At 72.8% G+C, this 25,496-nt stretch carries 27 protein-coding genes; 16 read left to right on the top strand and 11 right to left on the bottom strand.

The window, feature by feature from the left end:
* The first annotated feature begins 91 nt into the window (after positions 1 to 91).
* Together CG719_RS04870 and CG719_RS04875 are read left to right on the top strand one after the other, a co-directional pair.
* Positions 92 to 1,096: an EamA family transporter gene (locus tag CG719_RS04870; protein ID WP_100567242.1), complete on the top strand. Its 1,005-nt coding sequence runs from the start codon at positions 92 to 94 to the stop codon at positions 1,094 to 1,096.
* A 181-nt stretch (positions 1,097 to 1,277) separates the two neighbouring features.
* A complete protein-coding gene (locus CG719_RS04875; protein WP_100567243.1) occupies positions 1,278 to 2,228 on the top strand; it encodes a DMT family transporter in 951 nt (316 codons plus the stop codon).
* A 116-nt stretch (positions 2,229 to 2,344) separates the two neighbouring features.
* Here CG719_RS04875 and CG719_RS04880 read toward each other — a convergent pair whose 3' ends face one another.
* A complete protein-coding gene (locus tag CG719_RS04880) occupies positions 2,345 to 3,028 on the bottom strand; it encodes a pyridoxamine 5'-phosphate oxidase family protein (protein WP_100567244.1) in 684 nt (227 codons plus the stop codon).
* 36 nt (positions 3,029 to 3,064) lie between these two features.
* Between CG719_RS04880 and CG719_RS04885 the strand changes: the two genes are divergently transcribed.
* Positions 3,065 to 4,396 carry an aminotransferase class I/II-fold pyridoxal phosphate-dependent enzyme gene (locus CG719_RS04885; protein WP_100567245.1) on the top strand — a complete coding sequence of 444 codons (1,332 nt, stop codon included), beginning with the start codon at positions 3,065 to 3,067 and terminating at the stop codon, positions 4,394 to 4,396.
* Between the two features lie 401 nt (positions 4,397 to 4,797).
* Here the strand turns inward: CG719_RS04885 and CG719_RS04890 are convergent, their stop codons facing one another.
* Positions 4,798 to 5,847 carry a DMT family transporter gene (locus CG719_RS04890; protein ID WP_199836521.1) on the bottom strand — a complete coding sequence of 350 codons (1,050 nt, stop codon included), beginning with the start codon at positions 5,845 to 5,847 and terminating at the stop codon, positions 4,798 to 4,800.
* Between the two features lie 74 nt (positions 5,848 to 5,921).
* On the opposite strand from CG719_RS04890, the gene CG719_RS04895 reads away from it, so the two are divergent.
* Positions 5,922 to 6,824: a LysR family transcriptional regulator gene (locus tag CG719_RS04895; RefSeq protein ID WP_100567247.1), complete on the top strand. Its 903-nt coding sequence runs from the start codon at positions 5,922 to 5,924 to the stop codon at positions 6,822 to 6,824.
* Positions 6,825 to 6,904: 80 nt separating this feature from the next.
* On the opposite strand, the gene CG719_RS04900 is transcribed toward CG719_RS04895, so the two are convergent.
* Positions 6,905 to 7,372 carry a pyridoxamine 5'-phosphate oxidase family protein gene (locus CG719_RS04900; RefSeq protein WP_100567248.1) on the bottom strand — a complete coding sequence of 156 codons (468 nt, stop codon included), beginning with the start codon at positions 7,370 to 7,372 and terminating at the stop codon, positions 6,905 to 6,907.
* Positions 7,373 to 7,454: 82 nt separating this feature from the next.
* The gene (locus tag CG719_RS04905; RefSeq protein WP_100567249.1) at positions 7,455 to 7,934 is read right to left on the bottom strand and encodes a Rieske (2Fe-2S) protein; all 480 of its coding nucleotides are present in this window, start codon (positions 7,932 to 7,934) and stop codon (positions 7,455 to 7,457) included.
* 202 nt (positions 7,935 to 8,136) lie between these two features.
* Between CG719_RS04905 and CG719_RS04910 the strand changes: the two genes are divergently transcribed.
* The 7 genes from CG719_RS04910 (at position 8,137) to CG719_RS04940 (ending at position 14,218) form a co-directional block, all read left to right on the top strand.
* Complete coding sequence (locus CG719_RS04910; protein ID WP_100567250.1) at positions 8,137 to 8,901, top strand: HipA family kinase; 765 nt, start codon at positions 8,137 to 8,139, stop codon at positions 8,899 to 8,901.
* A gap of 44 nt (positions 8,902 to 8,945) precedes the next feature.
* Complete coding sequence (locus CG719_RS04915) at positions 8,946 to 9,347, top strand: DUF3037 domain-containing protein (RefSeq protein WP_234375469.1); 402 nt, start codon at positions 8,946 to 8,948, stop codon at positions 9,345 to 9,347.
* 125 nt (positions 9,348 to 9,472) lie between these two features.
* The gene (gene fabG, locus CG719_RS04920) at positions 9,473 to 10,234 is read left to right on the top strand and encodes a 3-oxoacyl-ACP reductase FabG (protein WP_100567252.1); all 762 of its coding nucleotides are present in this window, start codon (positions 9,473 to 9,475) and stop codon (positions 10,232 to 10,234) included.
* An 11-nt stretch (positions 10,235 to 10,245) separates the two neighbouring features.
* The gene (locus CG719_RS04925; RefSeq protein ID WP_199836522.1) at positions 10,246 to 10,998 is read left to right on the top strand and encodes an SDR family oxidoreductase; all 753 of its coding nucleotides are present in this window, start codon (positions 10,246 to 10,248) and stop codon (positions 10,996 to 10,998) included.
* A gap of 260 nt (positions 10,999 to 11,258) precedes the next feature.
* Complete coding sequence (locus CG719_RS04930) at positions 11,259 to 12,836, top strand: ABC transporter substrate-binding protein (RefSeq protein WP_100567254.1); 1,578 nt, start codon at positions 11,259 to 11,261, stop codon at positions 12,834 to 12,836.
* Between the two features lie 90 nt (positions 12,837 to 12,926).
* Positions 12,927 to 13,610, top strand: coding sequence for a uracil-DNA glycosylase (locus CG719_RS04935; RefSeq protein WP_100567255.1), 684 nt, complete (start codon positions 12,927 to 12,929; stop codon positions 13,608 to 13,610).
* 89 nt (positions 13,611 to 13,699) lie between these two features.
* A complete protein-coding gene (locus tag CG719_RS04940; protein WP_100567256.1) occupies positions 13,700 to 14,218 on the top strand; it encodes a hypothetical protein in 519 nt (172 codons plus the stop codon).
* Between the two features lie 46 nt (positions 14,219 to 14,264).
* On the opposite strand, the gene CG719_RS04945 is transcribed toward CG719_RS04940, so the two are convergent.
* The 3 genes from CG719_RS04945 to CG719_RS04955 form a co-directional block, all read right to left on the bottom strand.
* Positions 14,265 to 14,747: a hypothetical protein gene (locus CG719_RS04945; RefSeq protein ID WP_100567257.1), complete on the bottom strand. Its 483-nt coding sequence runs from the start codon at positions 14,745 to 14,747 to the stop codon at positions 14,265 to 14,267.
* Positions 14,748 to 14,873: 126 nt separating this feature from the next.
* Positions 14,874 to 15,389, bottom strand: a complete 516-nt coding sequence (locus tag CG719_RS04950; protein ID WP_100567258.1) for a DinB family protein — start codon at positions 15,387 to 15,389, stop codon at positions 14,874 to 14,876.
* Between the two features lie 28 nt (positions 15,390 to 15,417).
* The gene (locus CG719_RS04955; protein WP_100567259.1) at positions 15,418 to 16,026 is read right to left on the bottom strand and encodes a TetR/AcrR family transcriptional regulator; all 609 of its coding nucleotides are present in this window, start codon (positions 16,024 to 16,026) and stop codon (positions 15,418 to 15,420) included.
* A gap of 109 nt (positions 16,027 to 16,135) precedes the next feature.
* Between CG719_RS04955 and CG719_RS04960 the strand changes: the two genes are divergently transcribed.
* Together CG719_RS04960 and CG719_RS04965 are read left to right on the top strand one after the other, a co-directional pair.
* Positions 16,136 to 17,320 carry an FAD-dependent monooxygenase gene (locus tag CG719_RS04960; RefSeq protein WP_100567260.1) on the top strand — a complete coding sequence of 395 codons (1,185 nt, stop codon included), beginning with the start codon at positions 16,136 to 16,138 and terminating at the stop codon, positions 17,318 to 17,320.
* 10 nt (positions 17,321 to 17,330) lie between these two features.
* Positions 17,331 to 18,242, top strand: a complete 912-nt coding sequence (locus tag CG719_RS04965) for a Gfo/Idh/MocA family protein (protein ID WP_100567261.1) — start codon at positions 17,331 to 17,333, stop codon at positions 18,240 to 18,242.
* On the opposite strand, the gene lnt is transcribed toward CG719_RS04965, so the two are convergent.
* A complete protein-coding gene (gene lnt, locus CG719_RS04970; RefSeq protein WP_100567262.1) occupies positions 18,160 to 19,749 on the bottom strand; it encodes an apolipoprotein N-acyltransferase in 1,590 nt (529 codons plus the stop codon). The two genes, CG719_RS04965 and lnt, sit on opposite strands and share 83 nt — an antisense overlap.
* A 171-nt stretch (positions 19,750 to 19,920) precedes the next feature.
* Here lnt and CG719_RS04975 point away from each other — a divergent pair, with 171 nt between their 5' ends.
* Positions 19,921 to 20,661, top strand: coding sequence for an SDR family NAD(P)-dependent oxidoreductase (locus CG719_RS04975; RefSeq protein WP_100567263.1), 741 nt, complete (start codon positions 19,921 to 19,923; stop codon positions 20,659 to 20,661).
* Positions 20,662 to 20,728: 67 nt separating this feature from the next.
* Here CG719_RS04975 and CG719_RS04980 read toward each other — a convergent pair whose 3' ends face one another.
* Positions 20,729 to 20,908, bottom strand: coding sequence for a hypothetical protein (locus tag CG719_RS04980; protein ID WP_100567590.1), 180 nt, complete (start codon positions 20,906 to 20,908; stop codon positions 20,729 to 20,731).
* A 132-nt stretch (positions 20,909 to 21,040) separates the two neighbouring features.
* Positions 21,041 to 21,841, bottom strand: a complete 801-nt coding sequence (locus CG719_RS04985) for a TVP38/TMEM64 family protein (protein ID WP_100567264.1) — start codon at positions 21,839 to 21,841, stop codon at positions 21,041 to 21,043.
* Positions 21,842 to 22,154: 313 nt separating this feature from the next.
* Here CG719_RS04985 and tuf point away from each other — a divergent pair, with 313 nt between their 5' ends.
* Positions 22,155 to 23,324: an elongation factor Tu gene (gene tuf / locus CG719_RS04990; RefSeq protein ID WP_100567265.1), complete on the top strand. Its 1,170-nt coding sequence runs from the start codon at positions 22,155 to 22,157 to the stop codon at positions 23,322 to 23,324.
* Positions 23,325 to 23,443: 119 nt separating this feature from the next.
* Positions 23,444 to 24,289: a spermidine synthase gene (locus CG719_RS04995; RefSeq protein WP_100567266.1), complete on the top strand. Its 846-nt coding sequence runs from the start codon at positions 23,444 to 23,446 to the stop codon at positions 24,287 to 24,289.
* Between the two features lie 44 nt (positions 24,290 to 24,333).
* On the opposite strand, the gene CG719_RS05000 is transcribed toward CG719_RS04995, so the two are convergent.
* Positions 24,334 to 25,359, bottom strand: coding sequence for a hypothetical protein (locus tag CG719_RS05000; RefSeq protein WP_100567267.1), 1,026 nt, complete (start codon positions 25,357 to 25,359; stop codon positions 24,334 to 24,336).
* Positions 25,360 to 25,496 lie beyond the last annotated feature (137 nt).

The following is a 25,496-nucleotide window of genomic DNA, read 5'->3' on the forward strand; positions in this document are numbered from 1 at the left end:
GTCTTTCGCCCGGTATGCCCGGTGATGTCGCCGTCCGCGCGATGAGACAGGTGCCATCGAAGGTGACGGTCATGTCATCGCCTGTCATCATGTGCCGGTGCGTACGTCTCAGATCAGTCAGGGCCGTTCCGGCAAGGGGGTCGGGCTCGGTCTCGCGCTCGTGTCCGCGGTCGCCTTCGGCGGCTCCGGCGTCGCGGCCAAACCGCTGATCGAGGCGGGGCTCGACCCGCTGCACGTCGTGTGGCTGCGCGCCACCGGCGCGGCCCTGGTCATGCTGCCGCTCGCCGTGCGCCACCGCGCGCTGCTGCGCACCCGCCCCGCCCTGCTCGCCGGGTTCGGCCTGCTCGCCGTCGCCGGCGTCCAGGCCTGCTACTTCGCCGCGCTCTCCCGGATCCCCGTCGGGGTCGCCCTGCTCATCGAGTACCTGGCGCCCGCCCTGGTGCTCGGCTGGGTCCGGTTCGTACAGCGGCGGCCGGTCACCCGGGCCGCCGCCTTCGGCGTGGTCCTCGCGGCGGGAGGACTCGCCTGTGTCGTCGAGGTGTGGTCCGGCCTGAGTTTCGACGTCCTCGGACTGCTGCTCGCGCTCGGCGCGGCCTGCTGCCAGGTGGGCTACTTCGTGCTCTCCGACCAGGGCGGAGACGCAGGCGACGAGGCCCCGAACCCGCTCGGCGTCATCGCCTACGGGCTGCTGATCGGCGCCGCGGTCCTGACCGTCGTCGCGCGTCCCTGGAGCATGGACTGGTCGGTGCTCGCGCACGGCGCGGACATGAACGGCACGTCGGTCCCGGCCATCGCCCTGCTGCTGTGGGTGGTGCTGGTCGCCACGGTCCTCGCCTACGTGACCGGGGTGCTTTCCGTACGGCGGCTGTCGCCGCAGGTCGCCGGGGTGGTGGCCTGCCTGGAGGCGGTCATCGCGACCGTGCTGGCCTGGGTGCTGCTCGGCGAGCGCCTCTCGGCCCCGCAGGTCGTCGGTGGCGCGGTCGTCCTGCTGGGCGCGTTCATCGCGCAGTCCTCCGCACCGTCGAAGGGCTCGGCGGAGCCGGTGGCGAGCGGCGGGGCGGAAAGGGAGTTGTCGGCCCGGGGAACGGCCGCCTAGAGTGCGGATCATGCATTCGGACGCACTCGTTCTTCCGCCTCCGGCCGCCTGAGGCGGGCCTCCGGTGAGCGTGCCCGGCTGGTGAGCCGGGCCGAACGGTGCTGCCCGCAGAGGAAGTCCGCAGGACCCCGGCCGACGGGATTCTGCCTCCCGAACTTCTGCACCTCTGCGGAGACGACTCATGTCCCATGCTTCTCTCGGCCTGCCCGTCGGGCGCGGCCTGCTCTATCTGATCGTCGCCGGTGCCGCCTGGGGCACCGCCGGCGCGGCCGCCTCGCTGGTCTACCGGACCAGTGACATCGGGCCGGTCACCCTGTCCTTCTGGCGCTGTGCCATCGGCTTCGTCCTGCTGCTGGTCGCGCGCCTGCTGCGGCCGCGCGTGCGGCCGGCCGAGCCCGTGCCGCTCGGCCGCCGGCTGCTGCGGGCCGGTGCCACCGGCGTCGGTCTCGCCGTGTTCCAGACGGCGTACTTCGCCGCGGTGGCGGCCACCGGACTGGCGGTGGCGACCGTCGTGACCCTCGGCGCCGGGCCCGTTCTCATCGCGCTCGGCGCCCGGCTGACGATGGGCGAACGGCTCGGCCGGGCCGGCCTCGCCGCCGTGGCCGGGGCGCTGGCCGGTCTCGGGGTGCTGGTGCTGGGCAGCGGCGGTGCCGCCGTACGGCCTTGGGGCGTGCTGCTCGCCCTGCTCTCGGCGGTCGGCTACTGCGCGATGACGCTGCTGACGCGCTGGTGGGGCCGCGACGGCGGAGCCGGCCATTCCGGCTCGACTCTCGGCGCGTTCGCGGTCACCAGCCTGTGCCTGCTGCCGTTCGCGCTGCGGGAAGGGCTGGTGCCGCACACCGGTGACCCCGTACAGGTGCTGTGGCTGCTGGCGTACATCGCCTCGGTCCCCACGGCCCTGGCCTACGCGCTCTACTTCGCGGGCGCGGCCGTCGTGCGGTCGGCCACGGTCTCGGTGATCATGCTCCTCGAGCCGGTCAGCGCGGCGGTGCTGGCCGTCGCCCTGCTCGGCGAACACCTGACACCGGCCACGCTCCTCGGCACCGCCCTGATGCTCGGCTCGGTCGCGGGCCTCGCCCTGACGGAGGCGCGGGGAGCACGGGCGCCGGCGAAGGAACCGGTCCTCGCCTGACACCGGAGGGCCCCGCGCCGCGGACCCGCCAGCGGGGGGACCCCGCCGGGTCGCCATCGGGGCGGGTCCGCCCGGCTGCCCCCGGGATGCGGACGCGTCTCACGCGTGAACCGGCGTCACAGCGCCGTGAGATAGCCGGGAAGCTCCGTGCCGGGGGTCAGGTCGGAGGCCGGGAGCGGGGTGCCGTACTGCCTGTCGACCGGGATCACGCCGGCCCAGTGCGGGAGGGAGAGGTCCTCGGGCTCGTCGTTCACGCCGCCGGTGCGCAGCTTGGCGGAGACCTCCTCCAGGTCCAGGCGGAGCACGGCGGTCGCGGCCAGTTCCTTGGTGTTGGCGGGGCGGGAGTCGGCGGAGCGGCCCGGCACCACGTGGTCGACCAGCGCCTCCAGCGCGGCGCGCTTCTCCTCCGGGTCGGTGACCTGGTGGGCGGTGCCGTGCACCACCACGGAACGGTAGTTGAGCGAGTGGTGGAAGGCGGAGCGGGCCAGGACCAGGCCGTCGACATGGGTGACCGTCAGGCAGACCGGCAGCCCGGGGTCGGTCCTGCCGGCCATCCGCAGCGGGCGCGAGCCCGTCGAACCGTGCACGTAGAGCCGCTCGCCGACCCGGGCGTACAGCGTCGGCAGCACCACGGGCGCGCCGTCGCGGACGAAACCGAGGTGGCAGACGTAGCCCTCGTCGAGTATCGCGTGCACGAGTTCCCTGTCGTACGACGCCCGGTCGGCGGAGCGGGTGGGAACGGTCCGGTCGGTCGGGGCGTAGGCGGCGGACGGCGACGCCGGCGGCTGGGTCTCCCGCATTTGTGCTCTCCATTGCACTAGTGCATAATCTTCTTTGTGCTAGGAGAGTATCGGATCGAGGGGCGGCGCGCAGCAGAGATCGCGGCGAGCGTCGAGCGCGCGGTGGGCTCCGGAGACCTGGAGCCGGGCCAGCCGTTGCCGCCCATGCGGGAGTTGGCCGTCGAGCTCGGGGTGAACCCCAATACCGTCGCCGCCGCGTACCGCACCCTGCGCGAGCGCGGGGTCATCGAGACCGCCGGGCGCCGCGGCAGCCGGGTGCGGCCCGCGCCCGCCACGACCGGACGGGACAGCGTCCGCGTGGACGTGCCCGAGGGCGTGCGCGACATGTCGAGCGGCAACCCGGACCCGGCGCTGCTGCCGCCGCTGGCATCCGCGTTCACGGCGGCCGCCGCGCTGGGCGACCACGAGCCGGTGCTTTACGGGGACGTGGCCGTGGAGCCGGAGCTGGCCCGCATCGCCCGTACCGCGCTGGACGCCGACGGGGTGCCGGACGGTCCGCTCGCCGTCCTGTCCGGTTCGCTGGACGGGGTGGAGCGCGTCCTCGCCGCCCACCTCAAGCCCGGTGACACTGTCGCCGTCGAGGACCCCGGGTGGGGCCGCACCCTCGACCTCGTCCCCGCGCTGGGACTGCGCACGGCGCCGGTGGGTGTAGACGACGAGGGCCCGCGCGCCGACGACGTCCGCCGTGCCCTCGCGGACGGCGCCCGCGCGCTGATTGTCACGGCCCGGGCGCAGAACCCGACCGGCGCGGCGGTGAGCGCCATGCGCGCGCGTGCCCTGCGGGCCGTCCTCCGGGAGCATCCGGAGACGCTGCTGATCGAGGACGACCACGGCCACGGCATCGTGGACCTGCCCCTGCATCCGCTCGCCGGCGCCACCCGGCACTGGGCCTTCCTGCGCTCGGTCGCCAAGGCGTACGGCCCCGACCTGCGGCTCGCCGTGCTCACCGGGGACGGGACCACGGTCGACCGGGTGCGCGGCCGGCAACGCCTCGGGCCCGGGTGGGTGAGCCGCCTGCTCCAGCGCGCCGTGGTGCGGCTGTGGACGGACGGCGCCCTGGACTCGCACGTGGTGGCCGCGGCCTACCGGCGGCGCCGCGACCTGCTGACCGGCGCGCTGGCCGACCGCGGCATCGCGGCCCACGGGCGCAGCGGCATGAACGTGTGGGTGCCCGTGCCGGACGAGACCGGTGTCGTCGCGAGCCTGCTGCACGCCGGCTGGGCCGTCGCCCCCGGCGCCCGCTACCGGCTCGCCGCCCCGCCCGCCATCCGGATCACCGTCTCCACCCTGCGGGACGAGGAGACCGAGCGGCTCGCGGACGCGGTGGCGACGGCCCTGCGCCCGGCGCCCGCGCGGAGTTACGTCTAGGGAGCATGGGGACGCCGGGCCTTCGTGGTCCTGCGGTGGGGTGGGCGCCGGGCCTTCGTGGTTCTGGGGCGGAGCCGGGCGTCGCCCTTCTCGGCTCGGCGGCGGATCCTCGTCCGGCCCTCCCGGTCCCACGCCCGGATCCGAGGCGACCGCTCCTCTTGTGCCCCCTAGTTGCTGTGACCGGAAAGGTTTGCCGGAAGGCTCGCGGCGTCCGGTGCTGGGGGCACCTCCCACGCCCTTCGGGCAGTGGGGGAGCGTCGCAAGGCGGAGCATCGCCCGTGTACTGGATGTACTCGGGTGATGCGACAACGCGGCTGGGGGTCCCCCCTGCTCGAAGAGCTTGGGGGAGCCGTGCCGGGCGTCGCGAGCCGGTGAACCTTTCCGGTCACAGCACTAGCTGGCTAGGCCGTCGTGGACGGCTCCGGGCGGGAGGGTGACTCGGGAGTCGTCGGGGCGGAGGCGGGTGCCTGGTCCGGCCGGGGTGTGCCGGGCCGGGCCGACGTACCGCCGCGCTTCGGGCGGGCCTGCGTCAGCGCCGCGCCCGCCAGGACGATCACCGCGCCGACCGGGGTCGACCATGTGAGGTTCTCCCCGAGTACGGCGACGCCGGCCGCGGTGGCGATCACCGGGACGAAGTACGTGACCATCTGGGCCGTCGTCGGCCCGACCTCCGCGACCAGCCCGTACTGGACGAGCATCGCGAAGCCGGTGCCCAGGGCGCCCAGGGCGGCGATCGCGAGCAGCGGCATGACGGGCAGGTGGTCCGGAGCGCTGGTGAACAGCGGTGTGACGATGGCCAGTTGCACCGTGGCCAGCAGCAACTGCCCGCCGGTCAGCGACAGGTGCGACTCGGTGGAACCCGCCAGGGTGCGGCGGACGTAGATCCAGCCGACCGGGTAGCACAGCGAGGCCAGCAGAGCCATCGCCGTGCCGCTCGCGTCCAGTCCGTGGAAGCCCTGCCAGGCGCCGAGCACCGTCAGCACCCCGAGAAAGCCCAGCCCGAGGCCCGCGACCCGGAGCCGCGTCGGGCGGTCCTCGGAGAGGGCGACGAGGGACAGTGCCATGCCCCACAGGGGCGAGGTCGCGTTGCAGATCCCCGCGAGGGTGGAGGGGATCGTCAGCTCCGAGTACGCGAAGAGCGAGAACGGCAGCGCGTTGAGGAAGAACGCCGCGACCGCCAGATGCCCCCAGGTGCGTCCGCCGCGCGGCAGCCGCTCCCGCTTCACCGCCATCGCCACCGCGAGCACCGCCGTGCCGAACACCAGCCGCCCGAGGGTCACTTGGAAGGGGGCGAAGCCGTTCGTGCCCACCTTCATGAACAGGAAGCTGAAGCCCCAGACCAGCGAGAGGAAGGCGAAACGGACCCGCCAGTGCACGGGGCGGCGGGCCGGTCCTGCCGGGCCGGGCGGGGACTGCGGGGACGTCGCGGAGGCGGGCGAGGTGCTGCTCATGGTCGTACGATGCACGCTCATGACCTCGTAGCACAATCGAGAATTCGCGTGGGATATCTCGTAGCATTGCTTATATGTTGAATCTGGAGCGCCTGCGCACCCTTGACGCCCTCGCGCGGCACGGCTCGGTCAGCGGCGCCGCGGAGGGGCTGCACGTCACGACGTCGGCCGTCTCCCAGCAGATGGCGAAGCTGGAGCGGGAGGTGGGCCAGCAGCTCCTGGCCAAGAACGGCCGGGGAGTCCGGCTCACGGACGCCGGCCGGCTGCTCGCCGAGCACGCGACGCGCATCCTGTCCCAGGTCGAGCTCGCCCAGGCCGATCTGGAGGCGCAGCGCGGGCAGGTGGTCGGCGAGCTGCGTCTCGGCGCGTTCCCGACCGCCGCGCGCGGGCTGTTCCCGGCCGCCCTGTCCCATCTGCGCGACCGGCATCCCGGCTTGCGGGTCCGCACCGCGGAGATGGAGCCGGCCGCCGCCGTGCGCGCCGTGCTGCGCGGCGACGTGGACCTGTCCGTCGTCCTCGACTGGTACAACAAGCCGCTGCCCGTGCCGGACGGGCTCACCCGGGCCGCCATCCTCGACGACCCCGCCGACGTGGCACTGCCCGTCGCGCACCCGCACGCCGACCGCGCCGAGGTCGACCTGGAGGACTTCGCGGACGACGACTGGGTCACCTGGGGCGAGGCCGAGTTCTGCGACGAGTGGCTGCTGGACACCCTGCGCTCCAAGGGCGTCGAGCCGCGCATCGCCCACCGGGCCGAGGAGCACGCCACCCAGCTCGCCCTGGTCGCCGCCGGTCTCGGCGTGTGCGTGGCGCCCCGGCTGGGGCGCGGGCCGCTGCCCGCCGGGGTGCGGACCGTCCCGGTGCGGCAGGCGGTGCGACGGCACATCTACGCCGTCTGGCGCGCCGACGCCGACCGCCGTCCCTCCATCCGCGCGGCCGTCGACGCCCTTCGGACGGTGGGCGCGCGGATCACCTGAGACCCCGCCCCGGCCCCGCCGCCCTTCCTGCGCCTGCGCCGGGCCCAGCCGCCGTCCAGCGCCGAGCCCGTCCGCCCGTCCTACACCGAGCCCAGCTTGCGGAAGTCCCAGGAGACGATCTTCTCCGGGGTCAGCCGCAGCCACGCGTGCCGGCCGTCGTACGGCATCTCCTCAAGGCCGAAGTTCTTGCGGGCGAACAGCGTCTCGGGCAGGTCGAGTTCGGCGCACAGCTCCCCGGTGCGCGGTGCCTCGCCCACGACCTCCGCCGTGCCGGACAGCTCCACGCCCCGCAGTTGTTCGTACTCCTCGCCCGTGTCGACGATCACGGCCACCCGCGGATCGCGGCGCAGGTCGGCCCAACGCCTGCTGCGCACCACGGAGTAGAGCCACAACGAGGTGCCGTCCCAGACGAACCACAGCGCGCTCACGTGCGGAGCGCCGCCGGGTGACACGGTGGCGACCCGGCAGGTGCGCTGGGTGGTCAGGAACTCGTCCAGCTCGCCCGGCGTCATCATGATCTTCCGGCCCCGGCGCTGAGTGACGGTCATGCGGCTCTCTCTTCCCCTCTCCCATGCGCGGGGGCACCCTCCGACGGCCCCCCGCTACGACTCGCCCCACTCCCCGCGGGTGTCAGGCGAGCCTGATCTCCCCGTCCGCGACCGTGATGTCCTTGGCGGGCAGCGGCTTCAGGGCCGGGCCCTTCTTGACACTGCCGTCGGCGGCGGAGAACTCGCTCTGGTGGCACGGGCAGACGATCACGCCGTCGGCGACCCGGTTCACCGCGCAGCCCTGGTGGGTGCAGGTCGAGGAGAATGCCTTGAACTCGCCCTTCGCCGGCTGCGTGACCACCACGCTGCCCAAGACCTTGCCCCCGCCCTCCGGAATGTCGGAGGTCTTGGCGAGCGCGGTGCCACCGGAACCCGCCGCGGCGCCGTCACCGCCGGAACCGCCCGCCGTGCCGGAGCCGTTCTGGGTGGTGGACGTACCGGAGCCGGACGTGTCCTCCGATCCGCACGCGGTCAGCGCGGCGGCGAGCCCCGCCGCGCCCACCGCCGCCACCACCGTGCGGCGGGCCGGTGCCCCCTGGGGGTGAAGCGATTCACTGGTCATGCCGACGTTCCCCTCTCCATATGGTTCCGAATGGTTCCGAGCGGATTCCGCGCAGGCCCACGCGGGTTCCGCGCGGAGCGTCCCGGTACGTCCAGGGGTACGGGCTGCGGGCATCCGGTGTTCAGATGGGGCCCTGGACCCCGGCCGGCGGTGAATCCGCCGGCCGCCGAACGCACCGGCGCCGCACCGGTAAAGTGGGGCGGTGCTCAAGGACGTCATCGCGACCCGCTACATCACCCCGCTGCGTGAGGGCGGCTCGCTGCCGGGGCTCGTCGAGGCCGACGACTTCGGGACGTACGTCCTGAAGTTCACCGGCGCCGGACAGGGCCGCAAGACGCTCGTCGCCGAGGTGGTCTGCGGGGAACTCGCCCGCCGGCTGGGACTGCGGGTGCCCGGCCTGGTGACGGTCGACCTGGACCCGGTGCTGGGGCTCGGCGAACCCGACGAACAGGTGCAGGAACTGCTCAGGTCCAGCGGCGGTACCAACCTCGGCATGGACTTCCTCTCCGGAGCGCTCGGCTTCGACCCGCTCGCCTTCCCGGTGGACGCCGAGGAGGCGGGCCGGATCGTCTGGTTCGACGCGCTGGTGAACAACGTCGACCGCTCCTGGCGCAACCCCAACCTGCTCAGATGGCGCGGTGAACTGTGGCTCATCGACCACGGCGCCACGATGATCTGGCACCACAACTGGCCCGGCGCGCAGGCCTCGGCCGGCCGGCCGTACGACGCCTCGGACCACGTCCTCGCGCCCTTCGCGCCGGACGTCGCCGCCGCCGCGGAGCGGCTTGCGCCCCTGGTCACCGAGGACCTGCTCGCCGAGGTGACCGCGGAGGTCCCGGACGCCTGGCTGACCGGTGAGCCCGGCTTCGACACGCCCGACGACCTGCGGCGGGCCTACGCACGACCGCTGCTCGCACGGGCCGCCGTGATCCACGAGCGCATCCACGGCATCGAGGAGGCACGGTGAACGAGCGTCACCTCGCCGGAGGCGGCCGCGCGGGCGACCGCCACATCGTCCGGGCCGGCCGGACGGACGACCGCGACGTCTACGAGTACGCCCTGCTGCGCGTCGTCCCGCGCGTCGAGCGCGGCGAGTGCGTCAACGCGGGCGTACTCGTCTACAGCCGCGCCCGCGCCTACGTCGGCGCCCGCACCCACCTGGACGAGTCCCGGCTGCTGGCCCTGGACCCGCACGCGGACGTCGCGGGCGTGCGCGCCGCGCTCGCCGCGATCGAGAGCGTGTGCGCCGGGGGAGCGGCGGCCGGGCAGGCCGCGGGCGACGACGCCGGGCGGCGCTTCCGCTGGCTGGTCGCGCCCCGCTCCACCGTCGTCCAGCCCGGTCCGGTGCACACCGGACTGACCACCGACCCGGCCGCGGAGGCCGAGCGGTTGCTGGACCTTCTGGTGAGGTAATGGATCACATGCACCCGGAGGGCCGTTGACACCGGGTGCCACGGCTTCTAGCGTCGCATCCACCAGAGGTACTAAGCGGTCGCTCACCGTAGATCAGGTTCTCTCAAGGGCGAGGAGAAGCACCAATGTCCACCACTGAGCAGCGGGTCGCCGTCGTCACCGGTGCCGCGCGCGGCATCGGCGCCGCCACCGCCGTACGGCTGGCCGCCGAGGGACGCGCGGTCGCCGTGATCGACCTCGACGAGGCCGCCTGCAAGGACACCGTGGAGAAGATCACCGCGGCCGGCGGCAAGGCCGTCGCGATCGGCGCCGACGTCTCGGACGAGGCACAGGTCGAGGCGGCGGTCGCGCGCGTCGCCGAGGAACTCGGCGCGCCCACCATCCTGGTCAACAACGCGGGTGTGCTCCGCGACAACCTGCTGTTCAAGATGAGCGTCTCGGACTGGGACACCGTCATGAACGTCCATCTGCGCGGCCCCTTCCTGATGAGCCGCGCCTGCCAGAAGCACATGGTGGACGCCGGCTTCGGCCGGATCGTCAACCTCTCGTCGTCCTCGGCGCTCGGCAACCGCGGCCAGGCCAACTACTCGGCGGCCAAGGCCGGTCTGCAGGGCTTCACCAAGACCCTCGCCAAGGAGCTCGGCAAGTTCGGCATCACCGCCAACTCCGTCGCACCCGGCTTCATCGCCACCGAGATGACCAAGGCCACCGCGGAGCGCGTCGGCATGGGCTTCGAGGACTTCAAGGCCGTGGCCGCCACCCAGATCCCGGTGCAGCGCGTCGGCGAGCCGGAGGACATCGCCAACGCCATCGCCTTCTTCACCGGCGACGCGGCCGGCTTCGTCTCCGGCCAGGTGCTGTACGTGGCCGGCGGGCCGCTCGACTAGGGATCACGGACATGACTGAACTTTCCGGCAAGGTCGCCCTCGTCACCGGCGCGAGCCGCGGCATCGGATACGGCATCGCCGAGGCGCTGGTCGCCCGGGGCGACCGGGTGTGCATCACCGGCCGCAACGAGGACGCCCTGAAGGAGGCCGTGGAGAGGCTCGGCTCCGACCGGGCCCTCGCGGTCGCGGGCAAGGCCCACGACGAGGCCCACCAGGCCGAGGCGGTCGAGCGCGTCATGGAGGCGTTCGGCCGCGTCGACTTCCTGATCAACAACGCGGGCACCAACCCGGTGTTCGGACCGATCGCCGACCTCGACCTGAACGTGGCGCGCAAGGTCTTCGAGACCAACGTCGTCTCCGCGCTCGGCTTCGCCCAGCGCACCTGGCACGCCTGGCAGAAGGACAACGGCGGCGCGATCGTGAACATCGCCTCGGTCGCGGGCCTGTCGGCCTCGCCGTTCGTCGGCGCCTACGGCGTCAGCAAGGCGGCGATGATCAACCTGACCCAGCAACTGGCGCACGAGTTCGCGCCGAGGGTGCGCGTCAACGCGATCGCGCCGGCCGTGGTGAAGACCAGGTTCGCCAAGGCGCTGTACGAGGGCCGGGAGGAGGAGGCGGCCGCCTCCTACCCGCTGGGCCGGCTCGGCGTGCCCTCCGACATCGGCGGCGCGGCCGCGTTCCTCACCTCCGCGCAGTCCGACTGGGTCACGGGCCAGACGCTCGTCGTCGACGGCGGCATCTTCCTCAACGCGGGGGTGGGCTGACCCGCCGGCGGACCGGTTGCGCGCGGCGCGCCGGGCGCCGATTCCGTCTCTTCGTCCCTTCGTCGACATACGGCTTCGTCGATGTTCGGGCGGCGGAATCGGCGGCCGCGCCGACGGCCGGCACGCGTCCGCCGGAATGACAACGTCGTCATGTTTCGAACCGATCAAGAGCCCCCTCCGAAGCAGGTTCAGCGGATGGGGCTCTGCGGTATGGTCTGCCGACCCCGACCCCTTGGTATGGCAGATCGAGGAGCGTGCGCGTGTCCAACCGGAACCGATGCCTGCGGCCGGCGGTGGTGACCGCGGCCATGTCCCTGGTGGCCGGCTGCGGCGCCTTCTCCCACGGCGACCCGGAGGGCAAGGGGCCCATCGTCGTCGGGACCACGAGCGCCCCCAGCACCCTGGACCCGGCCGCTTCCTGGGACGGCTCCTGGGAGCTCTTCCGGAACATCTACCAGACCCTGCTGGCCTATCCGGACGGCGCGACCACGCCCCAGCCGGACGCCGCCGAGCGCTGCGAGTTCACCGACAGCGGCTACCAGACCTACCGCTGCCGACTGCGTCCGGACATGAGGTTCGCCGACGGGCACGCGCTGGACGCGCGAGCCGTCAAGTACTCGATCGACCGGATCAGGACCATCAACGTGGCCGGCGGCCCGGCGGGGCTGCTCGACAGCCTGGACCAGGTGCAGGTGACCGGCGACCGGGACGTGGTCTTCAAGCTGAACAAGCCCGACGCCACCTTCCCCTTCGTGCTCGCCACACCTGCCATGTCGATCGTGGACCCCGACGACTACCCTGATCGCTCGCTGCGCGAGGACAACGAGGTCGACGGTTCCGGACCGTACTCCCTGAAGGAGTACGACGAGGGCAAGAAGGCGGAGCTGGTCAGGAACGACCGCTACAAGGGGTTCGCCGACCGAAGAAACGACGCGGTGACCATCCGCTACTTCCAGGACTCCGCCGCCATGGTCAAGGCGCTGCGGGACAAGCAGATCGACGTCACCTACCGGGGTCTGGGCGCCGACGACATCATCTCCCTGCAGCGCAAGGACACCAAGGACCTCCAGCTCGTGGAGGGCGCCGGCACCGACATCAGCTATCTGGTGTTCAACCCCAAGGACCGCTGGTCCGCCAGGCCGGCCGTACGCAAGGCCGTCGCGCAGGTCGTCGACCGCGCCGCCATCGCGCACAACGTCTACGACGACACGGTCGACCCGCTGTACTCCATGGTCCCCAAGGGCCTCACCGGCCACACCACGGCGTTCTTCGACGACTTCGGCGACCCCAGCGTCGCCAAGGCCCGCAAGATCCTCACTGACGCGGGCATCACCGGGAAGGTCCCGCTGACCTTCTGGTACACCACCGACCGCTACGGCTCGGAGACGGCCAAGGAGTTCGAGGAGCTCAAGCGGCAGCTCGACGGCTCCGGCCTGTTCACGATCACGCTGAAGAGCCGGCCCTGGAAGACGTACGTCGTGGGCTACCAGAAGGGCGAGTACCCGGTGTTCGGGCGCGGCTGGTTCCCGGACTTCCCCGACGCCGACAACTTCATCGCCCCGTTCGTGGGCGAGCAGAACGCGCTCGGCACGCCCTACCCGGCGCCGCAGATCACCAAGGAACTGCTCCCCGAGTCGCGCCGCGAGGCCGACCGCGCGAACGTGGTCGATCAGTTCCAGCAGGCGCAGCAGATCCTGGTGAACGACGCACGGCTGCTGCCACTGTGGCAGGGCAAGGTCTACGTCGGCGCCAGCGAGGACATCTCCGGCGGCGAGCGGGCGCTCGACCCGTCGACGATCATGATGATGTGGGAGCTTTCCCGGAAGACCAGCTGGTAGGCGGGGCGTTCTCCCGGGCGGAGCCCGTTGTCAGTGGTCGCCTGTAGGTTCTGAGAACTGGAAGTGACCGCACATCGTGAGGACGTTGACGTGACCGACACCGCCATGCTGCCCGAGTCCTGGCGCGGGGTTCTGGGCGACGAACTGCAGCAGCCCTACTTCAAGGAGCTGACCGAGTTCGTCGAGGAGGAGCGGGCGAAGGGCCCCGTCCACCCGCCGCGCGAGGAGGTCTTCGCCGCGCTGGACGCCACGCCGTACGACAAGGTGAAGGTCCTGATCCTCGGTCAGGACCCCTACCACGGCGAGGGTCAGGGTCATGGTCTGTGCTTCTCGGTGCGCCCCGGGGTGAAGGTCCCGCCGTCGCTGCGCAACATCTACAAGGAGATGCACGAGGAGCTGGGCACGCCGATCCCGGACAACGGGTACCTGATGCCGTGGGCGCGGCAGGGCGTGCTGCTGCTGAACGCGGTGCTCACGGTGCGCGGTGGCGAGGCCAACTCCCACAAGGGCCGCGGCTGGGAGCGGTTCACCGACGCGGTGATCCGCGCGGTGGCCGGCCGGCCCGACCCCGCGGTCTTCGTCCTGTGGGGCAACTACGCGCAGAAGAAGCTTCCGCTGATCGACGAGACCCGGCATGTGGTGATCAAGGGTGCGCACCCGTCGCCGCTGTCCGCGAAGAAGTTCTTCGGCTCCCGTCCGTTCACGCAGATCAACGAGGCGGTGGCAGGGCAGGGGCACGAGCCGATCGACTGGCGGATCCCGAACCTGGGGTGACGTGGGCGCGGGGGCGCCCTGATCGGCGGCGGTCGCGGTTAGCGTCGTGGGCGGAGGCGTGGGCCGGGGACAGATCTGGAGGGCGTGCGGTGGTGGAGCGACAGGAGCAGGCGTCGTCGGACGCCGTGCTGACACGGATCGGGCAGGGCGTCCTGCTGCATCACGCCGGGGACCGCGAGGAGGCCCGGGGCCGCTTCCTGGCCCTGTGGGCTGAGATCGGCGAGGACGGCGACCCGCTGCACCGCTGCACGCTGGCCCACTACATGGCCGACACCCAGGACGATCCCGCGGACGAGCTGGCCTGGGATCTCAGGGCGCTCTTGGCGGCCCAGGAGCTCACGGGGGACCGGCGCGCCGAGCGCGAGGGCGCGCCCGCGGCCCGTGCCCTGTACCCGTCCCTGCACCTCAACCTCGCCGCCGACTACGCGAAGCTCGACCACCGCGAGGCCGCCCGCGACCATCTCCACCACGCCCGCACCGCGGCGGGCGCGCTCGGCCGCGACAGCTACGGCGACGGCGTCCGCTCGGCCATCCAGCGCCTCGCACTGCGACTGGGCGAGGACGGACCAGGCCCGTCCCAGGGGGGCCCACCGCGGCAGCGCTCGTAGGCCGGGCCCGGGGTCCCGGCCGCTCGCAATCCCGGCGGCTCCGGTGTCAGCGGTCGTACGTCTGGTGGCAGATTCTGGTCTCCGGGCTGTCCGGTTTCCAGCCGCCGTACTGTCGGCCGAGGGCGCAGAAATCCGTGTTCGGAGGCAGGGCGTGCTTGGCGCCGGGGTGGTGGGCGCGCGGCGGGGACGCGGGCCGTGGGTGCCGGGGGGCCGCGTGCGCCGGGGGCCGGGCGGGGGAGTGGGCCGGTGCCGGGGGCTGCCGCTTGCCGGGCGGCGCCGCCTCGGACGGCATTCGGGGCGGTGTCGCCGGGGTGGAGGAATGGCGCGGGTCGCCGATGCGTTCCAGGGCCTCGCGGGCGGGCGCCTGCACGGCCGGGTGTCCGGCCTTGCCGTCCGGGCTCGGTACGGAGAGCGGGGTGGTGGCCGCCGCCGGGCCGGGCGCCGGCGGCCGCTGGACCGTGACACAGCCGGAGAGGGCCGAGACGGCCACGGAGACCAGGAGCGTTGCGGTGGTCGTCGTACGATGCACCCGCGCAACTCTGCTGGGTCCGGAGCGTGATCGGAACGCGGTCGGGCGGAGGATGCCACGGACGGGTGATCCTGGGCCCCGTAAGGGGTGTGCCACCGCGCCCGCGGCTGACGCCGGGTGCCGGGTTCAGTCCCCGCTCGCACCGTCGATCCGCTCGCGGAGCAGATCGGCGTGCCCGTTGTGCCGGGCGTACTCCTCGATCATGTGGGTGTAGATCCACCGCAGGTTGAACGGTTCGCCGGTGCGCCTGCTCTTGCCCTGCGACAGCTCGTCCAGGCCGTGGCCCGCGGCGTTCCGGCGGGCGGTCTCGATCTCGGACTGCCAGGTGGCGTACGCCTCCGCCCAGGTGTCCGCGTCGGTGACGTGGAAGTCGCCGTCCGGGTCCTGCTCGCTGAAGTAGATCGGTCCGAGGTCGTCCAGTAGGAGCATATTGCGGAACCAGTGCCTCTCCACCTCGGCCATGTGCCGCACCAGACCCATCAGGGTCAGTTCGGAGGGCTCCACGGACGCGGTGCGCAACTGCTCGTCGGTCAGGCCCTCGCACTTCCACGCCAGCGTCTGCCGGTGGTAGTCCAACCAGCCTTCCAGCATGGCGCGTTCGGAGGCGTTCGTGGCGGGCTCTTGTCGTCGCTCGGTCGTCATGCCCTGATCTTGGCCCGCACCCGGGCCGTTACACCACGGGTTTTCCGGTGCCGAACATCCCCTCCAGCAACTCCCGCAGCCCCGCGCGCAGTTCGTCCAGCTCCGGTACCCGTGCGTGGAAGGACCCCGCCACGCAGGAGTACATGAGCCCGTCCGCCCAGGCGACCAGGGACAGTACGTGCCGCTCCGGGGCGGTCGAGCCCATCGCCGAGACCAGCGCGCCGAGTTGGTCGCGGAAACGGGCACCCGCCGCGTCGAAGTGGGAGCGCAGCTCCGGGCGGCGGGTGGCCTCAAGGGAGAGTTCGTAGCGGGCGAGAGTCAGGGCCCGGTTGCGGGTCAGGGCGCGGTGGGTGGCCAGTGCCAGTCCGTCCACCAGCGAGTCGAGACCTCCGGTGCGCGGGTCGGGCATCTCGTGCAGCGCCAGCACCCGCGCCTCACGCTCGGCCAGCCGCCGCACCGCCAGTTCCAGCAGGGCCTGCCGGGTGCGGGCGAGGTTCGACGTCGAGCCCTGCGGCAACCCGGCCCTCTCGTCGACCGCCCGGTGCGTCAGACCACGCATCCCGCGCTCGGCGACCAGAGCGAGCGCGGTGTCGGCGACGAGATCGGCGCGCTGAGCGCTCTCGGGACGTGCGGACATGGAGATCAACCTACCCGGCGACTGCACCCCTGGTGACTGGCACTACGTCCGTAGTATCGTCGAATCCACCGGTCCACTACAGATGTAGTCCCCCTGTGCAGGAGGAGCCATGCCCGAGCAGCCACGCGCCGTCGTCATCGGAGGCGGTATCGCAGGACTCACCGCGGCCGCGGCCCTGCACCTCGGTGGGCGGCAGGTCACCGTGCTGGAACGGGCGCCCTCCCTTGAGCCCGTCGGCGCCGCCATCTCGCTCTCCCCGAATGCCTTGCGCGCCCTGGACGTCCTCGGCGTCGGCGACCGGATCCGTGATCTCGCCGCCTGGCAGGGCGAGGGCGGACTGCGCAGCCCGTCCGGCCGCTGGATCGCCAGGACGGACGCCGCCGCGGCGGCCGAGCGGTTCGGCGGCCCTCTCGTTCTGCTGCACCGGGCCACCCTGATCGACACCGTGGCCGCGCTCCTCCCGCCCGGCACCGTCCGTACGGCCGCCGAGGCACGCCTTGCCGACCCCGGGGACGACCACCGCCCGGCCCGCGTGAGCACCCCCGACGGCGACCTGGAAGCCGACCTGGTGGTGGCCGCCGACGGCGTCCACTCCGCCGTGCGCCGCACGCTGTTCCCCGGTCATCCCGGTGCCGTCTACGCCGGATTCACCACCTGGCGGGTCGTGGTCCCCGTGCCCGGCGCCGAGTTCGCCTCCCACGAGACCTGGGGCAGGGGATGTCTCTGGGGCACGCACCCGCTCAAGGACGGCAGGGTCTACGCGTACGCCGCCGCCGTCACGCCCGCCGGACAGCGCGCGGCCGATGACGAGCAGGCCGAACTCCTGCGCCGCTTCGGGCACTGGCACGACCCGATCCCCGCCGTTCTCGCCGCCGCCCGCCCCGAGGATGTGCTGCGTCACGACGTCCACCACATCGCCCGGCCGCTGCCCACCCACCACCGCGGCCGGACCGTGCTGATCGGCGACGCCGCCCACGCCATGCCGCCGACCCTCGGGCAGGGCGGCAACCAGGCCATCGAGGACGCCGTCGTCCTCGCCCACCACGCCGACGACCTCGCCGCCCACACCGCGGCCCGGCTGCCCCGCACGACCGCGGTCGCCCGCCGGGCCGTCAGGGCCGCGCGGCTGGACCTCATGCGCAACCGCGCCGGGATCGCCCTGCGCGACAGCGCGATCGCCGCGCTGTCCAGGATCAGCCCGGACCTGCTCCTGCGCGGCTTCGACGACATCGCCGACTGGCGTCCGCCGCAGCCCCCGTATGCTGCCGTGCAGTCAGGCACGGCGGAGCGGTGAAGGAGCCCAGGTGAAGGTCGGCTGCATCGGACTCGGCGACATCGCGCAGAAGGCGTATCTGCCGGTGCTCGGCTTCCAACCCGGGATCGACCTGCACCTGCAGACCCGGACGCCCGAGACGCTCCGGCGGGTTGCCGACAGCCTGCACCTGCCCGCGGAGCGGCGCCACGCCGACCTGGACTCCCTGCTCTCCCAGGGCCTCGACGCCGCCTTCGTGCACGCCCCCACCGCCGTCCACCCGCAGATCGTCACCCGGCTCCTGGAGGCGGGCGTGCCGACGTACGTGGACAAGCCGCTCGCCTACGAACTCGCCGACTCCGCGCGTCTGGTCGGGCTCGCCGAGGAGCGGGGCGTCTCGCTCATGGTCGGCTTCAACCGGCGCCACGCACCCGGCTACACGCAGTGCGCCGACCATCCCCGCGAGCTGATCCTGATGCAGAAGAACCGCGTCGGACTGCCCGAGGAACCGCGCACGATGATCCTCGACGACTTCATCCACGTCGTGGACACCCTGCGGTTCCTGGTGCCGGGCCAGGTCGACGACGTCACCGTACGCGCGCGTGTGCGTGACGGCCTGCTCCACCACGTCGTGCTGCAGCTCGCCGGGGACGGATTCACCGCGCTCGGCGTGATGAACCGGCTCAGCGGCTCGGCGGAGGAGATCCTCGAGGTCTCCGGGCAGGACACCAAACGGCAGGTGGTGAACCTCGCCGAGACCGTCGACCACAAGGGGCAGCCGACCGTGCGCCGGCGCGGCGACTGGGTGCCCGTCGCCCGGCAGCGCGGCATCGAGCAGGCCGTGCTGTTCTTCCTCGACGCCGTACGCGCCGGGAAGGTGCTCAGCGCCAGTGACGCGCTGGAGACCCACGAACTGTGCGAACGGGTGGTACGGACGGTTCTGGAGCGCTCCGGCGCCGCCTGAGCGCCCGCACGCTCTCCGCCGCGCCCAGCACGGCCAGCACCAGCAGCGCGCCGTGCGCGGGCCTGTCGCCGAAGCGGACGTACAGGGTGACGCCGTGCGCGGTCGGCACGTCGTACACGCGCGCGGTGCCCTCGTCCGTGCCCAGCCAGGAGCCGACGCGCTGCCCGAGCGGGCCGTACGCGGCGGACACGCCCGTCAGCGTCGCGTGCACCATCGGCCGCCCGGTCTCGGCGGCGCGCAGCGCGGCCAGCGAGGCATGCTGCTCGGGAGCCCAGCTCTGCTGGAAGGTCGACGTCGAGGACTGCGCGAGCAGCACCCGCGCGCCGTCCTGCGCGAGGTGCCGGCTCATGTCGGGGAAGGCCGTCTCGAAGCAGATCATCGGGCCGACGCGCAGGCCGTGGCCGACGTTCATCACCACCTGCCGGGTGCCCCGCCCGCGGTCCTCGCCCGCGGCCCGGCCGACGGAGGTCGCCCAGCCGAGCACCGAGCGGGCCGGGACGTACTCGCCGAACGGGACGAGCCGCATCTTGTCGTAGCGCTCGCCGGTCGGGCCGTCCGGTCCGACGAGGACCGAGCTCTTGTATATGCCCGGCCGGTCCGAGCGCCGGGCGTCCACGTTGACCAGCACGTCGGCGCCGGCCTCGCGGGAGAGCGCCGCTACGCGCCGCGCCAGGTCCGGCCGGTGGCCCAGGTCGAAGCCGACACTGCTCTCGCCCCAGACGACCAGGTCGGGGTGCTGCCCCACCAGCCGGCGGGTCAGCTGCTCCTCCAGGTCGAACCGCCGCTGCCCGCTCTCGATGCCGGCCACGACGCCCGGCTGCACGACGGCGATCCGGGCGTGGCCGTCGACGTCGGGGCGCGGCGCCCACACCCACGCCGCGGAGGTCGCCGCGGCCATGGCCGCGAGACCGGCCACCGCGGTCACCCGGGGCGCGCGGACCGCGACCGTCTGCCGGGGGACCAGCAGTGCGACGGCCACATTGACGGCCACCACCAGGAAGCTCAGCAGCCACACTCCGCCCACCGAGGCCAGCCGCAACGCAGGGGGCACCTGCCACTGGCTGGAGCCCAGCATGCCCCACGGCCCGCCCAGCGCCTGCCAGGACCGGACGAGCTCGACCGCCAGCCACGCCGACGGCAGCACGACCAGCGCGGCCGCCGCCCGCCCCGGCGAGGGCGTCCCCGCCAGGAACCGCCGCACCAGCCGGCCCCAGGGCGCCCACAGCAGGCCCATCAGCGCGGAGAGCACGACGGTGAACACGTTCAGGTTCGGCAGCAGCCAGTGGAAGACGGCCAGCATGAACCCCAGCCCGCCGAACCAGCCGTCGTACGCCGCCCGCCTCCCGGTCGGAGCGGAACGGGCCAGCAGGATCCACGGAACCAGCGCGACGTAGGCGAACCACCACAGCGACGGCGCGGGGAAGGCGAACACGAACAGGGCACCCGCGAGCGCGGCCAGCACCGAGCGCCGCCACGGGGAGGTGAGCCACCGATCGAACGTTTTCATACGGTGCCCTCCTACCCCCGGATGGCTCCAGTGTGCGCGTCCCGCGGGCGCCCCGGAAGATCGCGTCCGGAGGGCCGGAGAGGAACGCTGAATCCTTGCCTCCGCGCACGGGCGGCAGCGGTCCTAGGATGATCACATGGGGTGTGGTCGCTCGGTGCTGCGGAGGTCTCAATGAAACGTCTCGTGACAGTCGTCACCGGCGGTGGCCGGGGCATCGGGGCCGCGATCTGCCGGCGGCTGGCCGCCGACGGGCACGACGTGGTCGTGGGGTACGTCGACGACACCGCGGCCGCCGAGGCGGTGGCCGACGAGGTGCTCGAGGCCGGGGCGCGCGGGGTGACCGTACGCATGGACACCTCCGTGGAGGCGGACGTCGAGCGGCTCTTCGAGATGGCGGAGGAGCGGCTCGGGCCGGTGACGGGACTGGTGAACAACGCCGGGGTGAGCGGACCGCTGGGCCGGCTCGCCGACACCGACACCGCCGACCTGCGCCGCGTCGTGGACGTCAACCTCCTGGGCACACTGCTGTGTTCGCGCCGTGCGGCCCAGCTGATGGCGCCCCGGAAGAACGGCGTGATCGTGAACGTGTCGTCCGCGGCCGCCACACTCGGCAGCCCCGGGGAGTTCGTCCACTACGCCGCGACCAAGGCCGCCGTGGACGCCTTCACCGTCGGCCTGGCCAAGGAGCTCGGCCCGGACGGCATCCGCGTCAACGCGGTCGCGCCCGGCATGATCGACACCCAGATGCACACGGCGATGGGCGACCCGGACCGGGTGCGGCGCGCGGCCGGAAACATCCCGCTGGGCCGGGCGGGCCGGGCGGAGGAGATCGCCGCGGCCGTCGCATGGCTGATGTCACCTGACGCCTCCTACACGACGGGAGCGGTACTGCGGGTGTCGGGCGGACGCTGAGCCGGAACCGGGCCGCAGGGACCGGTCGGCCCGGCTCGGTGCGGCGACCGCCCGTGGACCGGGGACGTCAGGCGGCCGCGATGAGCTCGTCCCTCATCGCGGCGGCCCACTCGATCACCAGCAGCTCGTACGCCGCACGCTCCTGGGCCGACAGGGACCCGCCTGAGCGCAGCCACAGCGACCGGATCTGCTCATTCAGCTCGGCGGCGGACCGCACGGAACCAGAGGCCACTGAATCGGGGAACATGGCCACAGCCTAGGGGCAAGGACTGACACTGCGCTACCGGACGGCTACAGCGGCCGTATGGACTCGGTCACGCGTACGCGTCCCGGATGCCGCTCCGAACGGTCGTCGGGCACGCGTACGCGTGCGGTGCCCTCAGCGGCGCCGCAGGTGGTGGCGCTTGCGCCAGGCGACCGCGGTGCCGAGCACGGCCGGCACCACGATGGAGGCCATCGCCAGGAGGAAGGCCGGAGAGGTCGGTGCGGAGGCGCGGGCACCGGCGACGGCGTACGCGGCGGTGTTGGGGATCGAACCGAGGGCCGTGGCGAGCAGGAACGCCGTCCAGCCCATGCGGGAGACGGCGGCGCAGTAGTTGGCGGCCCAGAACGGGACGCCCGGGAAGAGCCGGGCCGCCATCATCGAACGGAATCCGTGCCGGCTGAGCTGCCCGTCCGCCGCCGTCAGGAGCCGGCCGCGCAGCAGCGGGCGCAGCGCGTCCTGGCCCAGCAGGCGGCCGAGGCCGAAGGCCGCCCCGGCGCCCAGGACCGTGCCGGCCAGCGCCGCCGCGAGGCCCAGGTACGACCCGAACAGGGCGCCCGCGGCCAGGTTCAGCAGCGGCCGCGGCACGAACGCCACCGTGCACAGGCCGTACGCCGCCGCGAACGCCAACGCCGCGGCGACCCCGCCCAGTTGGGGCGGCCAGCCGTGCGCCAGCAGCCGCTGCGGCTCGAAGAGCAGCACGGACACTCCGGCCGCTGTGAGCAGGGCGAGAAGCAGACAGAGCCGTGCCCAGGGGGACAGCAGTACACGCGCCCAGCGGGCGGGAGAGGCGGACGCAGACGTGGCCGGGACGACCGGGACCGGCGGGGCCGCGGGGACGGCGGCGGCCGGCTCGGTGGCGGCGGCCCGGGGAGAGGCCGTGGCGGTGCCCCCAGAGCGGGTGGTGGCATCGAGCATTCGGTGACATTAGCGGACGGATGCCGGTGATCGCCGCATGGCCCGGCGCACGGGAGCCGTCCGCCGCCCTGAAAACCGTTCGACGGACGGCAGGGGTCTCGTGAATGATCGGTCCCATGTTCCGGCACGCCTTCGTCCTCGCAGCATCCGCGGTCGCGGATGCCCCGGAGGCTGCCGTCCCGATCCTCGTCGCCGCAGTCGACGGCGCCCGAAGCTGACCCTCCCCGGACCGTCCGGCGGACCCCTCAGGGGGAGGGTCGGCCATCCCGTGGGGTCCCGCAGCGCAGCACCTACCAGGCTTCGAGGTACAGCCATGCCCAAGACGGCGTACGTACGCACCAAACCGCATCTCAACATCGGCACGATGGGTCATGTCGACCACGGCAAGACCACGTTGACCGCCGCCATCACCAAGGTGCTGGCCGAGCGCGGCTCCGGCACCTTCGTCCCGTTCGACCGCATCGACCGGGCCCCGGAGGAGGCCGCGCGCGGTATCACCATCAACATCGCGCACGTCGAGTACGAGACCGACACCCGGCACTACGCGCACGTGGACATGCCGGGCCATGCCGACTACGTCAAGAACATGGTGACCGGGGCCGCGCAGCTCGACGGCGCGATCCTCGTCGTCTCCGCGCTCGACGGGATCATGCCGCAGACCGCCGAACACGTGCTGCTCGCCCGGCAGGTGGGTGTGAACCACATCGTCGTCGCCCTCAACAAGGCCGACGCCGGCGACGAGGAACTCATCGACCTCGTCGAGCTGGAGGTCCGCGACCTGCTCACCTCGCACGGCTTCGGCGGCGACGCGGTCCCCGTCGTACGGGTCTCCGGGCTGCGTGCCCTGGAGGGCGACCCGCGCTGGACGGCGTCGATCGAGGCGCTGCTCGACGCGGTGGACACCTATGTGCCGATGCCCGAGCGGTACCTGGACGCGCCGTTCCTGCTGCCGGTGGAGAACGTGCTCACCATCACCGGCCGCGGAACCGTGGTGACGGGCGCGGTCGAGCGCGGCACGGTCCGCGTCGGCGACCGGGTCGAGGTGTTGGGTGCCGGTCTGGAGACGGTGGTCACCGGCCTGGAGACCTTCGGCAAACCCATGGAGGAGGCGCAGGCCGGGGACAACGTGGCGCTGCTGCTGCGCGGGGTGCCGCGTGACGCGGTCCGACGCGGCCACGTCGTCGCGGCGCCGGGCAGTGTGGTCCCGCGCCGGCGCTTCACCGCGCGGGTGTACGTGCTGTCGGCGCGTGAGGGCGGCCGCACGACACCGCTGGCCACCGGCTACCGGCCGCAGTTCTACATCCGCACGGCGGACGTGGTGGGCGACATCGACCTCGGTGAGGCGGCCGTGGCGCGGCCCGGCGACACCGTCACGGTGACGGTGGAGCTGGGGCGCGAGGTGCCTCTGGAGCCGGGGCTGGGTTTCGCTGTCCGTGAGGGCGGCCGCACCGTCGGCGCGGGGACCGTGACCGCCGTGGTGTGAGTCGGGTGCAGGGGCTCGTGGGCGCCGGGGACCGCCGGCCGGTGTCAGCCGGCCGGCGGTCCCCCCACCTGGGGCGCGACAGGGCCGTCCGAGGTTTGATGGACCGGCACAATGGACGCGTGATGGAGCCGATACCCGTGACCCGACCCGTCGATCACGGGACCGCCAAGCTGATGCCCGACGTCGACCGCGAACGGGCCTGGCTGCTGACCGTGGACGGCGCGCCGCAGTCGTACGTCGACCTGGACGCGCCCGCCCACCTGGAGTTCGAGTACACGCGGAGGCTCGGCCACGCCCTGGACACGGTCGCGGAGCCGGGCTCCCCGCTGGACGTGCTGCACCTCGGCGGGGGCGCCCTCACCCTGCCGCGATACGTGGCGGCGACCCGGCCCGGCTCCCGGCAGGACGTCGTCGAGGCCGACCACGGCCTGCTGGAGATGGTCGTCGACCATCTGCCGCTGCCGGACGGAGCCGACGTCTCGCTGCACACCGCCGACGCCCGCGCCTGGCTGGAAGCCGCCCCCGGCGACTCGGCGGACGTCCTGATCGCGGACGTCTTCGGCGGCTCGCGGGTGCCGGCCCACCTCACGTCCCTCGGCTACATCCGCGAGGCCGAGCGCGTGCTGCGCCCGGACGGCGTCTATCTCGCCAACCTCGCCGACGCCGCTCCGTTCGCCTTCCTGCGTTCCCAACTCGCCACCCTGGCGGCGGTGTTCGAGGAGCTCGCGCTGATCGCCGAACCCGCGGTGCTGCGCGGCCGCCGCTTCGGCAACGCGGTGCTGCTCGCCGCGCACCGCCCCCTCGACGTGGCCGCGCTGACCCGGCGGACCGCCTCCGACGCGTTCCCCGCCCGCGTCGAACACGGCGTCGCGCTGGAGGAGTTCACCGGGGATGCCGAGCCGGTGCGGGACGACCGGGCCGTACCGTCGCCCGAGCCTCCGGAGGGCGCGTTCGGCATCGGCTGACCGGCGCCGGCCCGGAGCCGCCGCGGGTGCCGGACAGCCGCCCGTCAGCCCCCGGTCGGGGTTCCGTGCAGCCGGACCGTGCTGAGGATCTTCATGATGGTCGCGGTGGGGACCTCGTCGCCCACACCCTTGGCGCCGTAGAAGTTCCAGGACACGAAGTCCCCGGCGGAGTTCTTGAAGCCGAAGGAGAGCGCCTTGCCGTCGCTCGCGCACTTGCCCTTCTGGGGCGTGTTGCTCGACTGGGCCCAGGCGATACTGCCCTTGATGCCCGACGTGGTCGTGTAGGGCTTGGCCTTCTGGTCGAACGTCAGGCTCTTCTTGTCGGGCTGGGTGTAACCGCCGTAGACCCACCAGCCCACGGTGTTCACGGCCACCTCGTCGGTGTTCTTGGCGCCGTCGGCGCCCTTGGTGCCCGCCGCGGCGAGCGAGGTGTTCTCCTCGCGGCCGCCCTTGTCGGCGGCGGACGTGCACCACTTGGTCTTGTACTCGGCCACCCCGGACATGATGGTGAGCGGCTTGCCGCTCTTGTGGTCTTCGAATCCGATGCTCAGACCCGCGGACTGCACCTCCCAGTCGGCCGGGACGTCGAAGGCGACGCCCCGCTTGGGGTTCACGACGACCTTCCAGCCGGGAACCGTCGGCTTCTCGGTCTCCGTGCCGCGCGGGTTGTCGTCCGAGTCCGAGCCCGATTCCGAGTCCGAGGCGCTCGGTTCGGCGGAGGCGGAAGCAGTGGGGGACGGGCTCGACTTGGTGTCGTTCGACCCGCCGTCGGCCTTGTCGTCCTTGCCCCCGCCGAGCACCAGGAAGCCGGTCACCGCGGTGGTCAGGGCCACGGCCGTGAGGCAGAGGATCGCGACGAGCTTCGTCCGGTCGCCGCCCCCGCCCGGCTGCTTCGGCGACTCGGGGCCGCCTATCTGTGTGGGCGCACCCCACTGAGGTTGCTGGGCATATGGGTTGGGCTGCTGGTAGCCGGGCTGCTGATAGGGATTCGGCTGCTGGTATCCCGGCTGCTGATACGGGTTGTTCTGCGGGTTCTGCTCGCCCCCGGGCGGCTGCTGTCCTGGCCACATGGGCAGTAACCCTAGTGGCGCCAGGGACACGATTCGGTCACCAGCTTTTGTCAGGGACGTACCAGTAGGGCGTGCCATTGCCGCGTGCGGGCTCTGGCCCGAACGGGCTACTGATGAGTAACATTCCGAACATGAGT

It is taken from the genome of Streptomyces sp. CB01373, assembly GCF_002803075.1.
GTDB lineage: Bacteria > Actinomycetota > Actinomycetes > Streptomycetales > Streptomycetaceae > Streptomyces.

What these genes read in the sequence shown, in the direction of transcription:
- CG719_RS04955 (WP_100567259.1), bottom strand. Translation starts at nt 16,026, where the DNA reads ATGTCCGCACGTCCCGAGAGCGCTCAGCGCGCCGATCTCGTCGCCGAC.
- CG719_RS04900 (WP_100567248.1), bottom strand. Translation starts at nt 7,372, where the DNA reads ATGACCGTCACTCAGCGCCGGGGCCGGAAGATCATGATGACGCCGGGC.
- CG719_RS04960 (WP_100567260.1), top strand. Translation starts at nt 16,136, where the DNA reads ATGCCCGAGCAGCCACGCGCCGTCGTCATCGGAGGCGGTATCGCAGGA.
- CG719_RS04905 (WP_100567249.1), bottom strand. Translation starts at nt 7,934, where the DNA reads ATGACCAGTGAATCGCTTCACCCCCAGGGGGCACCGGCCCGCCGCACG.
- CG719_RS04980 (WP_100567590.1), bottom strand. Translation starts at nt 20,908, where the DNA reads ATGTTCCCCGATTCAGTGGCCTCTGGTTCCGTGCGGTCCGCCGCCGAG.
- CG719_RS04985 (WP_100567264.1), bottom strand. Translation starts at nt 21,841, where the DNA reads ATGCTCGATGCCACCACCCGCTCTGGGGGCACCGCCACGGCCTCTCCC.
- fabG (WP_100567252.1), top strand. Translation starts at nt 9,473, where the DNA reads ATGTCCACCACTGAGCAGCGGGTCGCCGTCGTCACCGGTGCCGCGCGC.
- CG719_RS04895 (WP_100567247.1), top strand. Translation starts at nt 5,922, where the DNA reads ATGTTGAATCTGGAGCGCCTGCGCACCCTTGACGCCCTCGCGCGGCAC.
- CG719_RS04975 (WP_100567263.1), top strand. Translation starts at nt 19,921, where the DNA reads ATGAAACGTCTCGTGACAGTCGTCACCGGCGGTGGCCGGGGCATCGGG.
- CG719_RS04950 (WP_100567258.1), bottom strand. Translation starts at nt 15,389, where the DNA reads ATGACGACCGAGCGACGACAAGAGCCCGCCACGAACGCCTCCGAACGC.
- CG719_RS04880 (WP_100567244.1), bottom strand. Translation starts at nt 3,028, where the DNA reads ATGCGGGAGACCCAGCCGCCGGCGTCGCCGTCCGCCGCCTACGCCCCG.
- tuf (WP_100567265.1), top strand. Translation starts at nt 22,155, where the DNA reads ATGCCCAAGACGGCGTACGTACGCACCAAACCGCATCTCAACATCGGC.
- CG719_RS04925 (WP_199836522.1), top strand. Translation starts at nt 10,246, where the DNA reads ATGACTGAACTTTCCGGCAAGGTCGCCCTCGTCACCGGCGCGAGCCGC.
- lnt (WP_100567262.1), bottom strand. Translation starts at nt 19,749, where the DNA reads ATGAAAACGTTCGATCGGTGGCTCACCTCCCCGTGGCGGCGCTCGGTG.
- CG719_RS05000 (WP_100567267.1), bottom strand. Translation starts at nt 25,359, where the DNA reads ATGTGGCCAGGACAGCAGCCGCCCGGGGGCGAGCAGAACCCGCAGAAC.
- CG719_RS04890 (WP_199836521.1), bottom strand. Translation starts at nt 5,847, where the DNA reads ATGAGCAGCACCTCGCCCGCCTCCGCGACGTCCCCGCAGTCCCCGCCC.
- CG719_RS04875 (WP_100567243.1), top strand. Translation starts at nt 1,278, where the DNA reads ATGTCCCATGCTTCTCTCGGCCTGCCCGTCGGGCGCGGCCTGCTCTAT.